We start from the raw sequence: 19083 nt of genomic DNA on the forward strand, positions 1-19083 counted from the left end.
CGGCGACGGCGCGGCCGCAGCTCAGCCGCGGTCGGCCCTCCGCGCGGCGGCCAGTTGCAGGGCCAGTTCGATGGCTGCGCGCATGCTGCTCGGATTGGCCAATCCACGCCCGGCAATGTCGTAGGCGGTCCCGTGATCGGGTGAAGTGCGAATGAACGGCAGTCCCAGCGACCAGTTGACGCCGCGGTCGAAGGCCACCGCCTTCAACGGCGCCAGGCCCTGGTCATGGTACATGGCCACCACGGCATCAAACCGACCCTGAAGCGCGTGATGAAACACCGTGTCGCCGCTCAACGGCCCGACGACGTCCCAACCGCGTTGCCGGGCCTCGCGAACGGCGGGTTCAATGAGGGTGGCCTCCTCGTCGCCAAAGGCGCCCTCCTCGCCGCAGTGCGGGTTCAGACCGCACACCGCCACGCGGGCCCGGGACAGGCGCAGTTGGAGGCAGGCCTCGCGGGCACAGGCAATGGTGCGCAGCAGCCGCGGCAGGGAGAGCCGCTCCGGGACCGTTCGGAGGGCCACGTGCACCGTGGCCAGCGCGACACGCAACCAGCGGCCGCGTTCGTCGGGTCCCAACAGCATCATGACCGGCTCCGGTTCACCGGCCAGGGCGGCGAGGAACTCCGTTTGACCCACAAAGGGAATGCCGGCCCGTTGGATCGCGGCCTTGCTGACCGGCCCGGTGACCATGGCGTCGAGCTCGCCCCGAAGGCAGGCGCGGCCGGCTGCCTCCAGCCAAACCACGGCCGCCCGGGCCGCCCGGGGGTCGCCGGCCGGCATGGATTCCGGTAGCGGCTCGGCCAGGGGCTGGATCAACCGAACGGAGAGCGGGTCCGGACCGGCACCTCCGGTCGACATCCCTTGTGGGCGATGGATCCGGAGGGCGCGCCCCCACCAGACCGGGTCACCATACACCACGAACTCGGCGGGCGCAGACAGGGACGACCCGCCAGCCGCCGCTGCCATTTGGAACAAAGCGGCCGCGGTGACCTCGGGACCCACACCGGTGACATCGCCCAGGGTGATCCCGATCCGCAGGGGACGGGAACCGGCCGGAACCGGCGCTGGGGCCGTGTCGGGTGCCATCAGAAATACCGGATGAACGTCTTGGCCCGGAGTTTGTCCACGTACCGCTTTTGCAGCCGGGCGCGTTCCTCAACCATCAGCGTCCGCTCGATTTCGTCCCTGACCTCACTGAGCGGCCGGATGCGTTCGGGCCGGGCTTCGTCCACCCAGAGCAGGTAACAGGCCTCCGGCAGGTCCACCACCTGGCTGCAAGTCCGGGGTTGGAGGGCAAAGGCCACCTCGGCCAGTTCGCGGCGGAGGACGGATTGCGAGACCCAGCCCCAGTCGCCGCCCTGGCTGCGTTGGGCCCCCTCCGAGTAAATGCTGGCCATCTCGGCGAAGTCGGCGCCCTCGAGGATGCGCGACCGGATCTCCTCGGCCAGGCGTCGCACCCGCTCGGCGTCGGCCGGACCCCGTTTGTTGAGCGTGATCATGCGGAGTTTGACCTCCGGCTCGGCGCGGAACTTTTCCTGATGGGCGCGGTAATAGGACTCGATCTTGTGCGGCGAGATGATCATTTCGCGCGAGATGTTCCGGTTGCGCAGGACCTCCACGATGATCTGCTCGCGGATCTGGCGGCGGAAGCGTTCCAGGGTGAGCCCCTCGGCCTGGAGGGTGCGGATCATCCGGAGACGGTCCCCGCCGAACTGTTCGCGCAGGCGCTCCTGCAGGGCCTCGTCCACGATGGCTTCCGGCAGTTGGTAGCCGGACTGTTCCCAGTCCCGCAGAATGAGCTGCCGTTGCACCAGTTGTTCGGTGTTCTCCTCAACCAGTTGGTTGAGCTTCTGGCGGAACGTGTCCGGATCGCTGCGGTACTGCCGCTGGAGCAGGCCAAGGGCGGGCATCACCGAGGCGTTGACCTCCTCGAGGGTGATCACCGCATCGTGGACCACCACGCGGATGCCGTTGACCAGCTCGGCCCCCTGCAGCAGGCCCGCAGCCGCCCACACCAACAAGCCCGCGACCGGGATGGCTGGCACTTTGTTCTTCACTGCGGCCGGAGGGTAGGCGGCGGGACCCGACGATTCAAGCGCGGGCGCGGCTGCCGGGGCGCATCTTGAACCGCGGAAGCCACACTGGCAGAATCGCCCTTTGTGCGGGAACGGTTTCGCATTTGGACGGAAGCGCTGGAAACGTTCGTGCTCGAGGTCATTTTCGAGCAGCGACACGACTGGCGCGCCCGTCTGATGCGGGGGTTCCTGCTGGCCTGCTCAAAACTGTTCGGCCTGGCGGTCAAGGTCCGCCGGTTCCTCTACGACGCACGCATCCTCCGGGACACCACCATCGGCGTCCAGGTCATTGCCATCGGGAACCTGACCGTGGGCGGCACGGGCAAAACACCCGTGGTGGAAAAGTTTGCCCGCGAACTGCGGGACGCCGGTCGCAACGTGGCCATCCTGTCGCGGGGTTACCGGTCCAAACCCCGGCCCTTCCACCAATGGCTCCTGGACAAGTTGTTGTTCCGCGAAGATACCACGCCGCCACGCGTCGTGTCGGACGGTAAGTCCCTGCTGCTGGACAGTGAGATGGCCGGCGACGAACCGTATATGCTGGCGTCCAACCTGCGGGACGTGGTGGTGCTGGTGGACAAAAACCGTGTCAAGGCCGGCCGGTACGCCGTCGAAAAGTTCGGGTGCGACACCCTGTTGCTGGACGATGGCTTTCAGTATTGGGAACTGCAGGGGCGACGACATGACGTGGTCCTGGTGGACGGCCAACAGCCGTTCGGAAACGGGCACCTGCTGCCGCGCGGCACCCTCCGCGAACCGCCCTCGCACCTGGCCCGCGCCAGCACCGTGTTCATCACCAAAAGCAACGGCAAAAACGAGGAACTGCGCCGCATCCTCAGCCAGCTCAACCCCCGCGCACCCATCATCGAGTGCGTGCATCGGCCGCTGTATCTGGAGGACGTCTTCACCGGGCAACGGGAGCCGCTGGAGTTCCTGCGCGGCCAGCCCGTGGCGGCCCTGAGCGGCATCGCCCAACCCGAAAGCTTCGAACAGAGCCTCACCGGCCTGGGCGCCCGATTGGTCTATTCCAAGCGGTTTGCCGACCATCACCGGTTCACCGTCCAGGAAATCCTCAACGTCATCAACCGGGCCAAACGCCGCGGGGCCAACGCCATCATCACCACCCAGAAGGACGCCGTGCGGTTCCCGAAGCTGGACCGGCGCGACCTGCCGATCTACTTCATGCGGGTGGAAATCGAAATCATCTCGGGCGCCGAGGACTTCCGCGACTGCGTGCGCCGGATCTGTTTCCTCTGATGGGCGAGTGGATCCTTTACGGGCTGGTCCGCGCAGTGGTGACGCTGTTACAGGCGTTGCCCCTGCGCGCAGTGGCCCGGGTGGGCCGTTGGGGCGGGACTTGCGCCTGGTGGCTGGACGCGCGGCACCGCCGCGTCGCACTGCGCAACCTGACCCTGGTCTTCGGTGCAGAGCAAAGCCCCGCGCAAATCCGGGCCCTGGCACGCGAACATTTCCGGCGCCTGGGCGAGAATTACTGTTGCGCGGTCAAAACGGCCGCCATGACACCGGACGAACTCCGGGCCCACCTGCAATTTGTGGGCACGGAGATCCTGCGGTCGCCGGTCCCGGGTCAACCCCCGCCCAGCCGCGTCATCGCCCTGGGACACTTCGGTAACTTCGAGCTGTACGCCCGGTTCGGACAATTTGCGCCGGAGTTCCAGTGCCTCACCACCTACCGGGCGCTCCGACAGCCGAGATTGAACCGGCTGCTGATGTCCCTGCGCGAACGCTCCGGATGCCTGTTTTTCGAACGCCGCACCGAGGCGGCGGCCCTGCGCAGGGCGATGCGGCCCACGGGGGTGTTGTTGGGTTTGCTGGCGGATCAACGGGCCGGGGGACGCGGCCTGGCCGTGCCGTTGTTCGGCCGAAACTGCTCCACCTCGCCCGCTCCGGCCCTTTTTGCCCTCCGCTACCGATGCCCGTTGCACGTGGCCGTCTGCTACCGCACGGCCCCGGCCCGGTGGACCATCGAACTGGGCCCCGAAATTCCCACCCGCGTCCACGGCCGCCCGCGACCCCTCACCGACATCCTCCGCGACATGCACGCCCAGTTTGAGGCAGCAATCCGACGCGACCCGGCCAACTGGTTCTGGGTACATGACCGCTGGAAACATCCCGGCCGACCGGAACGGATTCGAACCGGCACACCCACGGCGGCGCCCTGACCCGGTGTTCACCGGCGCAGCGGCCCGGACCTGGCCCCCATTCCCATCAACCGGTCAACCCGGGCCCGATCCCACCGGCCACGCCAGCCGCGGCGGAGACCGGTGTCGGAGCGGATTCACACCCAACCCGCCCCCTTCCAGCGCCCGAATCCATTCCTCGGCCAAGGCCAGCAGCCCGGGCACATGAACCCCCTCAAATGCGGCCGGATAACCACGCAAATGGTCCACGGCCCGGCGCAGCAGCGCGGCCGCAGGCGGCAACCGGTCCTTCTGCAAATGCACAAACGCCCCCGCCAGCTGGATCAGCGCCTTGTAAAAATCGCCCCGCCCGGTCCCCCGTGCCTCCAGCCAGAGATCCTCCAGCACATCGTGAGCCTCATAGAACCGGCCCTGGTTGAAACACTCAAAATACCCCAGGTAACGCGCATCCCATCCGTGACCGGTCCAGGCCCGCGTCAGCGCACGGATCTTGTCCTTCTTTGGGTTCATTCGGCGTTGGTTTGGACGGGGCCGCACCCTTGCCGGCCGGCCCGCGGTAACCATGCAGGAAAACCGGCGGGACGCAACGGCCGGGGGCGCCGTGCGCCCGCCCACGCAGGTCTTACGGCTCGCTGGTGATGCGTGACCAGTCCAGGTTGCGCGAGGCGGCGTACAGCGCAAAGGCCTTTTCGTTCTGAATCAGCACCGCACGCACCACGGCCGAATCGTCGGCACGGCCCAGGTTCAGAATGCTGTCAGGGATGATCCCGACCCGTTTGTGCGCGTAGATGAGGGCGAAGGTGGCCTGCGCCAGTGCATAGTAGGGCAGATCCTTGTACACCCCCTCGGCCACGTCCTCCACCGCGTCGGCCAGAAACTCCAGTTGATCCACCAAATGAGGGAATTGCGGTTCGCGGATTTGTGTGAATTCCAGCTTCCACTGCGGCAGGTGGCGCAGGACCTTTTCCACCACGGCCGGCGTGATGGAACTGGCCCCGCGGTTGACGAAGGCGGCGATTTCACCCATCGGCCGCGAGTGTACCGGGTCACGGCGGATTTCCAAGGCCAAAGCACCGGCGTTCTCCACGCCCCGCAGCGAGCCGGCACAGTGGCCCTCCCTTCGGCAGGACCGCGTCCCGCCGGTTAAGTTCTCCCCGGGCAGCCGCATGGACGTCGGCCCGCCCGATTCAGCCCCGGGAAGCGCACCCACGCCGAACCACACCGGCCGAACGACCCCACGGCGCCCACTCGATTTTCCTTGCTGAGCCGGCCGTGGAACCACGGTAGGCTGAACCCGGATGAAAGAGGGTGCACCCCTGGAACGGGTGGACGGCGTGCACGTACGCCGCAACGGCAGATTGTGGCTGGATTTTGGAGGTTGCGACTATTTCCGCCTGGCACATGCGCCGGCCCTGCGACGCGCACTGATCCGATGGGTCCGGACGCAGGGTTGGAACGTGGCGGCCTCACGCCTCACCACGGGCAACCATCCCCTCTACGCGCAGGTGGAACGGAAACTGGCCCGGTTCTTCGGGGCCGAGGCGGCCCTCTTGATGCCCACGGGTTACTCCGCCCCGTTGGCCGTGGCCCAGGCATTGGCCGGTCGCTTCACTCTGGCATTGATCGACCAGGAAGCCCACGTCTGCCTGCACGATGCCGCCATGTTCCTGGGTTGCCCGGTCCGGACCTTCCCCCACCGCGACGTGTCGGCCGTGGCGCGCCAGGTCCGACGGGCCGGGCCCGGCGCGCGGGTGATCCTGCTGACCGATGGCTTGTTTGGCTGGAACGGCGCTGTGGCTCCCCTGGCCGAATACCGCCGCGTGTTGCCCCCCAACGCTTGGATGCTGGTGGACGATGCGCACGCGGTGGGCCTGCTCGGCCGGCGCGGCCGCGGCAGCGTGGAAGCGGCCGGCCTGTCCCGGGGACACCTCATCCAGACGGTGACCTTCAGCAAGGCCCTGGGCCTCTACGGCGGCGCAGTGCTCTGCGCGCGCCAGGTCCGGCAATGGCTGGTGGCCAGGTCCGGTTGCTTCGGCGGCGGCACCCCCATGCCACCGCCCTGGGCGGCGGCAGTCGAGACCGCCCTGGCGGAACTGCGACGCAGGTTGCCGCAACGGGACCGTGCACTGCGCGCAGCGGCACAACTGCGGCAGGACCTCCGACGCGCGGGATGGGAGGTGTTGGACACGCCCGCGCCCATCGTGGCGTTGTTCCCGGCCTCCCGATTGGAAGCGGCACGGCTCCGCCGGGCCCTGCTGGCCGAGGGCATTGATCCGCCCTGGACGGAGTATCCGGGTCGCGCGGCCGGCTATTTCCGGTTCATGCTGGCGCCGAGCCACACGGCAGACCATCTGGAACGACTGCGCCGCGCCCTGATGTCGGTCCGCCGGGACTGACCCGCCCACCGCAGCCCGACCGGTCCGGCCCCAGCCGACTGCGCCGCTACGGTGAGGCGGAATCTGGGTCCCTGCCGGCTCAACCATCCCCTCGAGCGCCACCCCTGGTACGCCACGAACCCACCCCCATCGGGGCTGGTTTCAGAAAAGAAACCGCGTCGCCGCCAGTCCCGGAGAGCTCCGCATCCCGGCTGACCCCGGACGCACTTCCGACCTCGGAACATTGTCGGCCGGTCAGACACGTTCAACCTCGGCCCCGCAAGCTGTGGTTCGCACAGGAGCCGCGACGGACTCGAACCGGGGCCGCCGGGCCTTTGCCAGACGGCACCCACGAACACTCCCCGGAGCCCCATTGGGGGCCCCCGATGAAAAGCAGTGGCAGTTTGGGGCTCAAGAAAAGCGCTCCCGAGCCGATCACAACTTCGACGAGCTGCTGAGACCCGGACCGGAGAGCCATTAAGGTCAGGAACCGGACTCAGCAAAACGAAACACCGGGATTGGAGCTTCGATTGACCTCCAAGGCGCCCGGAGGATGCGGTTGGCTCCGCCAGCGGTGAGGGCGCAACGCGTAGAGTCGTCGCGCTGTGCCGCCAGCAGGGGCTGCCAGAGCCAGAGTTTGGCGAATGGCAGGGAGGCGTCCGGGTGACCTTCGCCAGGTGCCCCTACACGCGGGAGCGCCTCCGGGCAATGGGGCTCAGCGAGCGGCAGGTGCATGCTGTGCTTTATGTGAAGGAACATGGAACATGGGCAAATCACGAACCGCGACCACCGGCGTTTGATGGGCGTTTCGGACAAAACGGCTCGGCAAGAACTCATGGCCTTGCTTGAGGAGAAGTTGCGTGAGGGCCTTCGGTGAGGGAAAGGCGACGATGTATGTGCTGGGCAAACCTGGCGATTTATTGGCGTTTGCTTGACGATTTTGGCGATCGCTGGGCGATCAATCGTGCCACCGGCAAGGAGGGGAGGCGCCATGCCTGAGCATTCAACATCCACCCAAGACGCGGCACTTCTCCACGGGGGTTATCGCCTGACAGAACTCCACCGCTTCCTCGAAGAGCGGCGGGTGGCGTGGTTGGGACAGATAATCGAAAGCCAGCAGAGAAAGGCTTTGTTAGCCAAAGCGCGTTCTGGAACTTGGAAGCGTCCTTTCTTACGCACCGCCAACGCCTTATTGGGCAAGATTGACCTGACGGTTCATGACGAAATGCGCTTTGAGCCGACGGAAGGGCAGCGTTTGGCCTTGCGGCCCGGGGAGCCACAGGTTTGCGAGCGAGGTGACATCAGCGGGGTGGCTATTTGGAGGAGTGAGGTGCGCCCCGGCTTTCATCCGGATTACCTGCTCGGCTTACGACCAAAGAGGACTCCTGGTGGGTGGCCCGGCTTCTCCATGTGTTGGCAGCAAACCGCTCGGGCTTTTGTCGGCGGTCACGGAGGGTCGGATAACAGGCCGGCACTGCCACATGTCTCGCGATCGAGGCTTGCGTGCGCTGTGGCTTCTCCCGGCCGTTGCCGAGGGGGTAGGAAAGTTCGCATTTCGTGCGGACGGTCGATCGCAAGATTGCTGCCGAGGAGGCGCTGGCTCCAAACGTTATTGCACGATTTGATGACGGCCCGGCGGCGGCTGCCGGAGGATTTCATTGCCCACTGTACCACGGGCGCCCGGCACATGATGGCTCTGTTCACGAATTCACGCAGGGAGGCTGCCCATGAGTGACCTGCTGTTCAAGAAAGTAGACTACACCGTCGGCAAACTGCTGGAAGATATCGCCATGGGCGAAATCGGTTTGCCCGACATCCAGAGGCCCTTCGTCTGGGACACGACGCGCGTACGTAACCTGTTTGATTCCATGTACCGCGGCTACCCCATCGGCACGCTGCTCTTCTGGGAAAACGGCTATCCCGGCGAGCACCGCACCATCGGCGTGGAAGGCAAGCAAAAAGTGCCGCACCTGCTTATCGTGGACGGTCAACAGCGTCTTACCGCCCTCTACGCGGTCATCAAGGGTGTGGCTATTGTGGATGATGAGTTTCAGCAGCGCCGCTTGCGCCTCGCCTTCACCCCGCTGGAGGAACGGTTTGAAGTCACCAACACTGCGGTCGAGTTCGATCCGGCTTGGATCCCCGACATCTGCGTGCTCTGGCGACGCGACCTCGACCAGTATTCCTTTGTCTTCAACTTTCTTGAGAACCTGGCCCGGCGCCGGGAGCTTTCCCAGGACGAGCGCAGACGAATCCCACAGGCCATCCAGCGCCTGGTCAACCTCGTCAATTATCCCATGACCGCGCTGGAAATTTCTGCGTCTGCCACGGAGGAACAGGTCTCCGAGATCTTTGTGCGCATCAACAGCCAGGGGCGCACGCTGAACCAGGCGGACTTTATCCTTACCCTGATGTCCGTGTTCTGGGATGGGGGGCGCAAGGCATTGGAGGAATTCTGTCGCCGCGCCAAGCAGCCACCGCCGGACGGCCGCCCCTCGCCATACAATCTCTATTTCCAGCCATCGCCCGACCAGCTGCTGCGCGTGGACGTGGCTTTGGCCTTCCGTCGCGCCAAGCTGGAAAATGTGTATTCCATCCTCCGGGGTAAGGATCTGCAGACCGGTGAATTCTCCGCCGAGCGTCGCGACGCCCAGTTTGCCTTGCTGCGGGAGGCCCAGTCCGATGTCCTCAACGTCCAGCACTGGCATGATTTCTTGAAAGTCCTCAAGCGGGCCGGCTACATCCATCCGAGCATGATCACCTCGGAGACGGCCGTGGTCTACACCTACGCGCTCTGGCTGATCGGCAGGCGCGACATCGGTTTTGACCAGCACACCCTGCGCAATCTGATGGCCCGCTGGTTCTTCATGAGCGCCCTGACAGGGCGCTACAGCTCCTCGCCCGAAGGCCGCATGGACCAGGACCTGGCCCTGCTGCGCGGTTGCACTCGGCCGGAGGAGTTCGTGCAGGCGCTGGAGCAGGAGATGAACGCGGTGCTCACCCGGGATTACTGGGAAACCACTCTGCCCAATGAGCTGGCCACGGCCTCGGGCCGCAGTCGCGGACAGTCCGCTTTTTTCGCGGCATTGTGCATTCTGGACGCCCCGGTGCTCTACTCGACGATGAAAGTGCGCGACCTGCTCGATCCGACCGGGCAGGCCCGAAAACAGGCGCTGGAGCGGCATCACCTTTTCCCGCGTAAGTTCCTGCAACGGCAGGGGGCTGCAGACCGTCGAGACATTAACCAGGTCGCCAACCACGCCCTGGTGGAATGGCATGACAACATCAAGATCAGCGACCGCTCACCGGCCGACTATGCACCGGAGTATGAGCGGCGCTTTCCGGCTCACGTGTTGGAAGAAATGTATCGCTATCATGCCCTCCCGAGTGGCTGGTACACCATGGACTACCGCTCTTTTTTGGAAGCCCGCCGAAAAGGCATCGCGGCGATCATAAGAGAAGGGTTTCGACGACTTTCGGAGGATTGATGGCCATGACCGTTGCTGGTGAACGCGGCGTTGTGGAACCCGCTTGCTCCGATTAGCAGTGGAGGCGCGCTGGACCCAGCTGGCCACGGACGAGGTGCTGAGGCTTCGCGGCGGCGAGGACAGCCCCGTGCTGCGCAGCGTCCTTGTGCAACAGCTGCAGCGACTCAACCCTGGTGTGGTGGATTCTCCCCGCAGGGGTAAGATGTCATGGCTTGCCTGGTGCGCATCCGGCCGCTTCCCAACCGCTCGGCCGGGCCGGGGTGGGCGTTGGGGTCATGGTCCGTAGAGGCGCGGGGGGAAGGAATGTTTTGCGGGTACGGTTCCCGCCGGCTGCGGGCATGACGGGCGGTATAGGCTTCGCGGGCGGGCCTTCGAGGGTCGCACCAGAACGGAGGGACACGGTTCACACGCATTCACTCTTGCGTCATACCAGTAGATTCGCGTAACGTGGGGCCGGGGTATGAAAACATGTGAGGGTCATATGAACAACCGGATGTTCCGCTCGGGCTCAAGGCGGGTCTTCCCCGCCGGGTGCAAAGGTGCCATCCCAACACTCGTTCTTCGGGGCGGCGTCAGGCTCGGATGCCTGCTCCTGTGGCTGTTTCTTCCCGGGATGCAGGGGCAGGTCGCTGGCCAGCCCCTGGAGACCCATCGGAATCTTCAGGCCGTCAATGCCGACGGGACCAGTGCATGGAGCGGATCGTTTCCCTTCCGGCTGCGCGGCGTGCTGCTGAACAATCCGGAGGACCTGCTGGATCCCACGCCGAACTTCCTGCCCTGGGATGGAGGGGCCAACGCCGGTCGGATGGGTGGCGAATGGCAGGTGTTTCTGCAGGCGGTGGATCCCGAGGACCGCGGGGGCACGGCCTGCTGGATGGGTCAGAATTACGGGAACCTTGCCTGGCTGCGGAACAGCGAGCTGAGCTACACCAACCGGGCGTGGGTGAGCGAGATTCTGCGGCTCGAGCATGACCCCGAGACGGGTCACCGGTTTCGTGCGGGCGACCTGGTGGAGGTGACCGTGCGTCAGTCGCTGTTTTACGGGGGCAAGCGGAACATCAACGAGGGGCACAGCATTGATCCGCAGTACGATTTTTCGTTCACCCTGTTGAGCGCCGGATACGGATTACCGGAGCCGGAGCTGGTGCCGTTGTCGGAGCTGGTGCGTCCGGATGACGGCAACCCGGAGACCAGCGAGGAGATTTTCGATCCCACCCGGGCCACGGGATGCGAACATTGGCAGGGCATGCGGATTCGAATTCCCGGACTCCAACTGGTCAGCGACCCGGCGCTGACCAACCGTCTGGGCGCCCGGTTTTATGGCACCAACGGTTGGAACCCGGCGTTGCCGTGGGGCCAACGGCGGTGCACGGTCACCGATGGTGCCGGCCGGTATTTCACGCTGCGGCATCCGCGCTACAGCCTGGGGCCGGTTCCCTCCGGTGTGTTCGATGCAATCGGCATTCTGAATCAGGAATCCGGTTCCGGCATTCAGGGGACCAACGGGTACGAATTGATCGTGCAACAGATCGTGTTGCCGCCGCCGGAAGTGGACATCGCGCGGGCCGTGGTGGTGCACTGGCCGGACAACGGGACCGCGTACATGCTGGAGTCTTCGCCGCAACTGGCCGATCCGGTGTGGTCGCCGGTGCCCCTGCCGGTGGTGCGTGCGGAGGGTCGGTGCATGGTGGTGCTGCCACCGCAGGAAGCCCAACGGTATTTCCGGCTTCGGATGCCCTGAGGGTGGCGCCCGGCTCATGGTCCGTGGCTGTGGGCCGGGCAAAGTTTGAGTCATGAGGCCCAGTGCCATCATCACGGGAGCCGGACGGACCCGGGTGGCGAAGAACAGCCCCGGGACCGGGGGCTACCGCGCCTTCACATTGGTTGAGCTTCTGGTGGTGATCGGGATTGTGGGACTGTTGGCGGCCTGGATGCTGCCGGCCCTGGCGCGGGCGCGCGAGAAGGCGATGGTGACGCGGGTGCATGGGGAGCTTCAGGCGCTGGGTTTGGCGCTGGAGATGTATGCGCAGGATCACGACGGGCGCGTGCCGCCGGTGCGGGTCAACTGCAATTCGGACCTGGCGGAGCACTGGTGCCAGTTCCCGATTGAGCTGGCCCGGGACGGGTACCTGCCGCGGAGTGATCGTCCCGGCATGGAGGCTTACATGGAGGATCCGTTCCATCGCGGGCATACGTACAAGTATGCCGCGCCCGGTCCGCAGCTTCTCAACGGCAGTCCGGGTGGCGCATACGCGATGTGGGTTCCGGAGGATTTCCCGGTGAATCGGGCGTCCACGGGACGGTATGTGTCCGATCCGGTTGCTTCGCCGGTTCGATGGGCCATTTGGAGTTTGGGGCCCCGACCGCAGAGTCCGGAGTCCCAGCATTCGCATGCGCCGCTGGCGGCGGCCAGTTGGTACCGCAAGACCGGGGGCGGGGGTGTGTTGGTGCGGTATGCCGACCGCGAGGGCCGACAGTACAAGTCACCGTGAACGGAGCCGGTGAAAGATGTGCTCTGGCGGTGGGGGAAGGAACGGCAGGTACGGCGGCTGCGCCGGGCCCCGCGGGCGAGATCGGTTTCCGGATTGAACGAGCTGTTGGGGGAAGGCAGGGAGCAGACACCATGAGAGGGAAGCTGACGTTTTGGGTCCGGTCCGGTGCGGGACTGTTGCTATGGGCCCTGGCTGCGCTGGCGGACACGGAGCGGCCCATCATTTTTGACGGGGATTGGGCCGGTGACGATGCCCGTGCCCTGGCGTTGATTCTGAGTGACCCCGACCATGAAGTTCTGGCGGTGGTGGCCACTGAAGGGGCCTGTCCACCCGGTGTGGGCGCCGCTCATGCCGCGCGTGTGCTGCAACTGTTTCAACGTTCCGAGGTCCGTGTCGTCATGGGGCGGCCGGTGCCGCAACCGCCGCCGCCCTTTCGTGCCCATGCGACCTCTCTGGATTGGGATGCGTTGGGGCCCGGCCCCGAAGCGCCGGGAGGTTGGCCCGATTTCCTTGCCTTTTGGCGGGCGTTGCGGCGCACCAACGCCGAACCGGTGCAGTACGTGTGCACGGGGCCGTTGACCACCCTGGCGCATTTGTTGAGGGCCGAACCGGCCGCCGCCCGACAGATTGAGTCGGTGATCTGGTACGGCTCAGCGCCGGAGGATCCGGACCCGGATTGGAACACGCGGTTGGATCCCGAGGCGGTGCGGGAGGTTCAGCGGGCCGGGTTGCCGGTGACCGTGGTGGGTTATCCGCGGGGGACCGGGGCGCCGGTGTTGGAACCCGTGTGGGTGGAACAGGCCGGCAGGGGCACGGACGCAGCCGCGCGCCTGATCCGCGGGTTGTTCGGTCAGGGCCGGGGTGCGGAGCTGGTGCAGGCGCGTCATCTTCGTTTCTGGGACGATCTGGTGGCGCTGTGGCTTCTGGAGCCGGGGAAGTTTACCGTGACACCGGTTGCGGGGGTGGGTTCGTGGCGACGGGCGACGCCGCGGTCGGTTGAGTCCGTTCCGGTCGACCTGCTGGGCTGGATTGTCGAGGGTGCGCTGCGGCAGACGGTGGTGTTGAACCGGTTTCCCACGGACGAGGCCGCCCTGCGCGAGGATGTCAGGCCCTGGGCCCGGGCCATCCAGGAACGTCACGGCTGGGAGGAATGGAAACTGGCGGTGCTGACTTCGGAACTGCATCGGCACCTGGGCACCTGGTCCATCGTTGGTGCCAAGATGGGCCTGTACGCGCGCGAACAATTGCGCGTGGGCCTGGATGCCCTGCGGGTGGAAAGTTATGCCGGGCTGCGGCCGCCGCTCAGCTGCCTCAACGACGGCCTGCAGGTGGCCACGGGTGCGAGCCTGGGTCGGGGGACCATCCGGGTGGTGGAGACCGCAGCCCCCCGGTGCGAAGCACTGTTCATTCATGGCGACCGCCGCCTGCGGCTGCGGTTGCGGTCCGAACATGCCAGGGCCATTGAAGACGAACTGGCGCGATTGGTGAAGGAGCACGGCGGGCTGACCCCGGCTTATTTCGAAGCGGTGCGGGCCGCGGCGCTGCGGCACTGGCTGGAGCTGGATCGCAAAACCCTTTTTGAAGTGGTCCCCGACACCGCCGGTGGGGACCACCCTTGAGAGTCGGGCGGGCTCTCTCTTCGGTTCGCGGCGCCGGTCGGGGCCCGGGCCCGGGGGGCGTGGAATGCCATCGGGCATAACCCTTGACGGGGCGGGTGGGGCGCTTATCTTGGGCATCAGGATGCCTGTTGGGCGGCCGCGGTTCGGTGTCCGGGGTCGGGTCTCCGGCGGAACAGCGGGCCTGACGGGTCGGGCCGAGCGTCGGGCGGCAAGCTGACCCGGCGCGACCATGCCGTGAGTCCTCAACCGACAGCCCGATGGCCGGCGGGGCTGGTGCCGGCCGTTATTGCCTGGGTGTGGGTGCTGGTGCACGCCGGCGCCGCGGAGCCGCTGCGGTTCAATCGCGACATCCGGCCGATTCTTTCGGATCATTGTTTCCACTGTCACGGTTTCGATGCGAACCATCGGAAGGCCGATCTGCGCCTGGACACGAGGGAGGGAGCCACGGCGCCCCGGAAGGGGCGTCCGGCGGTGGTGCCCGGCGATCCGGAAGCCAGCGAGTTGTGGCACCGGATCACGGCGGCGGATCCTGCCGATCGCATGCCGCCGCCGGATTCCGGGCATGTGCTGACGCCGGAACAGATTGAGCGGGTGCGGCGATGGATTGCCGAGGGCGCGCCGTACGAGAAGCACTGGTCGTTTGAACCGCCGCAGCGGCCGCCGCTGCCGGAGGTGCGGCGGACCGATTGGCCGCGGAACGCGGTCGATCGTTTCATACTTGCCCGGTTGGAAAGGGAAGGGTTGGCCCCCTCACCGGAGGCGGATCGGGTTACGTTGATTCGGCGGGTGACGCTGGATCTGACGGGTTTGCCGCCGACGCCGGAGGAGGTGGAGGCATTTCTGAAGGACAACCGCCCCGACGCTTATGAGCGGTTGGTGGACCGGCTGCTGGATTCGCCCCGGTACGGTGAGCACATGGCTCATTACTGGCTGGACGCGGCCCGGTACGGGGACACGCACGGGCTGCACCTGGACAATGAACGGTCCATGTGGGCGTACCGGGACTGGGTGGTATCGGCTTTCAATCGGAACCTGCCCTTTGACCGGTTCACCGTGGAACAACTGGCGGGCGATTTGCTGCCCAACCCGACGCGGGATCAGCTCATCGCCAGCGGGTTTAATCGTTGCAACGTCACCACCAGTGAGGGCGGTGCCATTGAAGAGGAATTTCGCGTGCGCTACGCGGTGGATCGGGTGGAGACGGTGGGCACGGTTTGGATGGGCCTGACCCTGGGATGCGCTGCCTGTCACGATCACAAGATCGACCCCATTACGCAGAAGGAGTTCTACCAGCTGTTCGCCATTTTCAACAACCTGGCGGAAAATGCCATGGACGGGAACGCGTTGTTGCCGCCGCCGTCGTTGTCGCTGCCGACGCCCGAACAGGAACGGGAACTGGCCGCTCTGGAGCGGCGGCTGCAGGAGCTGGAATCGGCGCTGACGGCGCGGGTGGCGCAGGTGGCGTACCGTGACCCGGCGGAACAGGAGGATCGTGCCCGGCCGCAGCCGGTGGAGGTGAGCTGGGTGGACGACGATTTTCCGCCGGGGGCCGAACCCCGGCGGAACGAGGGCAATCCGGCCCATCGCTGGGTCATGGTGGAGGAAGGGCCGGTTCAGAAGGGTCGGCGCAGTCTGGAACGCTCCGGTCAGGGCGTGCATCAGACCTTCTTTTCCAGTTGCGATCAACCGCTCGTGGTGGGGACCGACGATGTGTTGTTCGCGCATGTGTTTCTTGATCCGGAGGCACCGCCCACGGCGGTGATGCTGCAGTATCATGTGGATGGGCAGTGGTCGCGGCGGGCCAATTGGGGCGATCCGGATGCCATTCCCTACGGCCGACCCGGCACGCCGGAAAAACTTCAGATGGGTCCGTTGCCGCCGGTGGGACGGTGGGTAAGGTTGGAGGTGTCGACGGCCGCGCTCGGCCTGGCGCCGGGGACGCGGATTACCGGAATGGCCTTCACCCTGTTTGGCGGGCGTGCCTGGTGGGATCACGCGGGGCTGGTGACGGTGCGGGATCCCGGGCGGGATCCGGAGCAATCCCTGACGGCCTGGTGGGATCGAGAACGCTCCCGTGCTCGTGAGTCCGGGTTGCCCGAAAGTTTGCGCAGGCTGTTGGATCGCTCCTGGACGGAACTGACGCCGGGCGAGCGCGACGACGTTCGGTTCCATTATCTTCGGCACGTGTATACCGGGGATGCCGAGCTGGTTGAACTGCGAACGCAGCGGGAGAAGGTACGGGCGCAGAAGGCCGATCTGGAACGGCAGATCCCGGGCACGTTGATTTCTCGGGAGCTGGAGCAGCCCCGGCCGGCGCATGTGTTGATTCGGGGTCAGTATGACAAGCCGGGTGAACCGGTCGGGCCGGGGGTGCCGGCGATTCTTCCGCCCCTGCCCCCGGCCGAGCGGACCAACCGATTGACGTTTGCCCTGTGGCTGGTCAGTCCGGAGCATCCGTTGACGGCGCGGGTGACGGTGAACCGGTTCTGGCAACAGCTCTTTGGGATCGGTCTGGTGCGGACCAGCGAGGATTTCGGGTTGCGGGGCGAGTGGCCCTCGCATCCGGAGCTGTTGGACTGGCTGGCCGTGGAATTCCGGGAGAGCGGATGGGACGTCAAACGGTTGATGCGGTTGCTGGTGACGTCGGCGACCTATCGCCAGAGTTCCCGGGTGACGCCCGAGCTGCTGGAGCGCGATCCCGAGAATCGCCTGTTGGCGCGAGGTCCGCGGCATCGGCTGGACGCCGAGGTGGTGCGGGACAGCGTGTTGTTTGTCAGTGGTCTGTTGAACCTGGAGATGGGCGGGCGCGGCGTGCGGCCCTATCAACCGCCCGGCATCTGGGAGGCGGTGGGTTACACCACCAGCAACACGGCGCGGTATGAGCAGGATCACGGTCCGGCCCTGTACCGGCGGAGCCTTTACACATTTTGGAAACGGACCGCGCCGCCACCGTTCATGGTGCTGTTTGACGCGCCCTCGCGCGAGCAATGCACCGTGCGCCGGGAACGCACCACCACGCCGTTGCAGGCTCTGGCGCTCATGAACGACGTGCAGGTGGTGGAGGCGTCGCGTCACCTGGGGGCGCGGATGTGGCGCGAGGGTGGGACGGACGATCGAGCCCGGCTGAGGCGCGGGTTTCGTCTGGTCACCGGCCGGGCACCCGAGCCGGAGGAGGAGCTTGTTTTGCTGGAGAATCTGAAGCGGCAGCGGGCCCGGTACCAGAACGACCTCGAATCCGCTCGGGCTCTGCTGGCGGTGGGCGAATCGCCCGCGCCGGAGGATATCCCGCCCGGGGAACTGGCGGCCTACACGCTGGTGGCCAACCTGCTGCTGAACCTGGACGAATTTCTCACCAAGAACTGAACCGAAAACCACCCCAACCCTGGCGGACCCTGAACCATGAACCCTCTCGAAGAATTCACCCGGCGGATGACGCGGCGCGCCTTTTTCAAGAGCACGGGCCTGGCCGCGGGTCGAATTGCGCTGGCCACGCTGATGCTGCCGGAGCTGTTGCGCGGCGCCCTGCAACCGCGCGGCCGGGCCCATCCAGGGCTGCCGGGCCTGCCGCATTTCCGGCCCCGCGCCCGGCGGCTCATCTACCTGTTCATGAACGGCGCGCCCTCGCAACTTGACCTGTGGGATTACAAACCCGGCCTGCGCGAGCTGTACGACACGGACCTGCCGGATTCGGTGCGTCAGGGGCAGCGGCTGACCACCATGACCTCCGGACAGAAACGTTTTCCCGTGGCGCCCTCCATTTTCAAGTTTGAGCGGCACGGCAAAAGTGGCATTTGGGTGAGCGAGTTGTTGCCCTGGACGGCCCGGGTGGTGGATGAACTGTGCGTCATCAAGACCGTTCACACCGAAGCCATCAACCACGACCCGGCCGCCACGTATCTGCTCACCGGCAGCCAGATTCCGGGTCGGCCCAGCCTGGGCGCCTGGATTTCGTACGGTCTGGGGAGTGAGGCGGAGGATCTACCGGCCTTTGTTGTGATGACGCCCCGATGGTCCTCGAAGCGGGATGCGCAGGCTCTGTACCAGCGGCTCTGGGGCGCGGGTTTCCTGCCGGCCAGGTTTCAGGGCGTGGCCCTGCGTTCCGTGGGCGATCCGGTGCTGTTTCTGAACAACCCTGCCGGTGTGGATGCCGAGGTGCGCCGGCACATGCTCGATGGCCTGGCGCAGTTGAATCAGATGGCCTACGAGCGACAGGGCGACCCCGAGATCCAAACGCGCATCGCGCAATATGAGATGGCCTTCCGGCTCCAGAGCTCGATCCCGGAACTGACCGATTTGTCGGGCGAGCCCCAATCGGTGTTGGATCTGTACGGGCCCGAGGTGACCGTGCCCGGGACCTTTGCGGCCAGTTGTCTGCTGGCGCGGCGGCTGGTGGAACGGGGGGTGCGTGTGGTGCAGATCCTGCATCGGGAATGGGACACGCACGAGAATCTGCCGCGCGATCTTTCGTTGCAATGCCGGGACATCGACCGCGCCTGCTACGGCCTGATCATGGACCTGAAACAACGCGGTTTGCTGGAGGACACGCTCGTGGTCTGGGGCGGCGAATTCGGACGCACCGTGTATTGCCAGGGCGAACTGACCCGCACCAACTACGGGCGCGACCATCACCCGCGCTGTTTCACCATGTGGATGGCCGGCGGCGGGGTTCGCGGCGGGATGGTGTACGGCGAAACGGACGATTTCAGCTACAACATCGTGCGCGACCCGGTCCACATCCGCGACCTCAACGCGACCATCCTGCACTGCATGGGCATTGACCACAAGCGACTGACCTACCGGTTCCAGGGCCTGGACCAGCGTCTCACCGGCACGGAGGAAGCCCGTGTCATTCACGGCATTTTGAGTTAAGAA

Annotated in this window: 13 protein-coding genes; 9 read left to right on the forward strand and 4 right to left on the reverse strand. The window is 65.9% G+C overall.

The annotated features are described in order from the left end of the window. Window positions 1-21 precede the first annotated feature (21 nt). Both pdxA and G4L39_RS10120 read right to left on the reverse strand, forming a co-directional pair. Complete coding sequence (gene pdxA, locus G4L39_RS10115) at window positions 22-1086, reverse strand: 4-hydroxythreonine-4-phosphate dehydrogenase PdxA (protein WP_165107948.1); 1065 nt, start codon at window positions 1084-1086, stop codon at window positions 22-24. Next, on the reverse strand, window positions 1086-2057 hold the full coding sequence (locus G4L39_RS10120; RefSeq protein WP_165107950.1) for a peptidyl-prolyl cis-trans isomerase: 972 nt from the start codon (window positions 2055-2057) through the stop codon (window positions 1086-1088). Before G4L39_RS10120 ends, pdxA begins: the two co-directional genes overlap by 1 nt. Window positions 2058-2159: 102 nt before the next feature. Between G4L39_RS10120 and lpxK the strand changes: the two genes are divergently transcribed. Together lpxK and G4L39_RS10130 are read left to right on the forward strand one after the other, a co-directional pair. Continuing rightward, window positions 2160-3332 carry a tetraacyldisaccharide 4'-kinase gene (lpxK, locus tag G4L39_RS10125; protein WP_165107952.1) on the forward strand — a complete coding sequence of 391 codons (1173 nt, stop codon included), beginning with the start codon at window positions 2160-2162 and terminating at the stop codon, window positions 3330-3332. Beyond that, entirely contained in the window at window positions 3332-4258 is a 927-nt protein-coding gene (locus G4L39_RS10130) for a lysophospholipid acyltransferase family protein (protein ID WP_165107954.1), read from the forward strand. The genes lpxK and G4L39_RS10130 overlap by 1 nt, the downstream gene beginning before the upstream one ends. A gap of 54 nt (window positions 4259-4312) precedes the next feature. On the opposite strand, the gene G4L39_RS10135 is transcribed toward G4L39_RS10130, so the two are convergent. Next, window positions 4313-4747: a DUF309 domain-containing protein gene (locus G4L39_RS10135; protein ID WP_165107956.1), complete on the reverse strand. Its 435-nt coding sequence runs from the start codon at window positions 4745-4747 to the stop codon at window positions 4313-4315. A 112-nt stretch (window positions 4748-4859) separates the two neighbouring features. Further along, window positions 4860-5264 (reverse strand): YkvA family protein, encoded by a 405-nt coding sequence (locus G4L39_RS10140; RefSeq protein WP_165107958.1) that lies wholly within the window; start codon window positions 5262-5264, stop codon window positions 4860-4862. A gap of 271 nt (window positions 5265-5535) precedes the next feature. On the opposite strand from G4L39_RS10140, the gene G4L39_RS10145 reads away from it, so the two are divergent. The 7 genes from G4L39_RS10145 (at window position 5536) to G4L39_RS10175 (ending at window position 19080) form a co-directional block, all read left to right on the forward strand. After that, a complete protein-coding gene (locus G4L39_RS10145) occupies window positions 5536-6633 on the forward strand; it encodes an aminotransferase class I/II-fold pyridoxal phosphate-dependent enzyme (protein ID WP_165107960.1) in 1098 nt (365 codons plus the stop codon). A 1706-nt stretch (window positions 6634-8339) separates the two neighbouring features. Further along, the gene (locus G4L39_RS10150; RefSeq protein WP_165107962.1) at window positions 8340-10100 is read left to right on the forward strand and encodes a GmrSD restriction endonuclease domain-containing protein; all 1761 of its coding nucleotides are present in this window, start codon (window positions 8340-8342) and stop codon (window positions 10098-10100) included. Window positions 10101-10713: 613 nt separating this feature from the next. After that, window positions 10714-11841 carry a hypothetical protein gene (locus G4L39_RS10155; protein WP_165107964.1) on the forward strand — a complete coding sequence of 376 codons (1128 nt, stop codon included), beginning with the start codon at window positions 10714-10716 and terminating at the stop codon, window positions 11839-11841. 52 nt (window positions 11842-11893) lie between these two features. Beyond that, window positions 11894-12592 carry a type II secretion system protein gene (locus tag G4L39_RS10160; protein ID WP_165107966.1) on the forward strand — a complete coding sequence of 233 codons (699 nt, stop codon included), beginning with the start codon at window positions 11894-11896 and terminating at the stop codon, window positions 12590-12592. A gap of 131 nt (window positions 12593-12723) precedes the next feature. Continuing rightward, window positions 12724-14211: a nucleoside hydrolase gene (locus G4L39_RS10165; RefSeq protein WP_165107968.1), complete on the forward strand. Its 1488-nt coding sequence runs from the start codon at window positions 12724-12726 to the stop codon at window positions 14209-14211. A gap of 234 nt (window positions 14212-14445) precedes the next feature. Next, window positions 14446-17574, forward strand: a complete 3129-nt coding sequence (locus G4L39_RS15140; RefSeq protein ID WP_165107969.1) for a DUF1553 domain-containing protein — start codon at window positions 14446-14448, stop codon at window positions 17572-17574. A gap of 36 nt (window positions 17575-17610) precedes the next feature. Continuing rightward, entirely contained in the window at window positions 17611-19080 is a 1470-nt protein-coding gene (locus G4L39_RS10175) for a DUF1501 domain-containing protein (protein WP_165107971.1), read from the forward strand. Window positions 19081-19083: the final 3 nt, after the last annotated feature.

The sequence above is a fragment of the Limisphaera ngatamarikiensis genome (assembly GCF_011044775.1).
Classification (GTDB): domain Bacteria; phylum Verrucomicrobiota; class Verrucomicrobiia; order Limisphaerales; family Limisphaeraceae; genus Limisphaera; species Limisphaera ngatamarikiensis.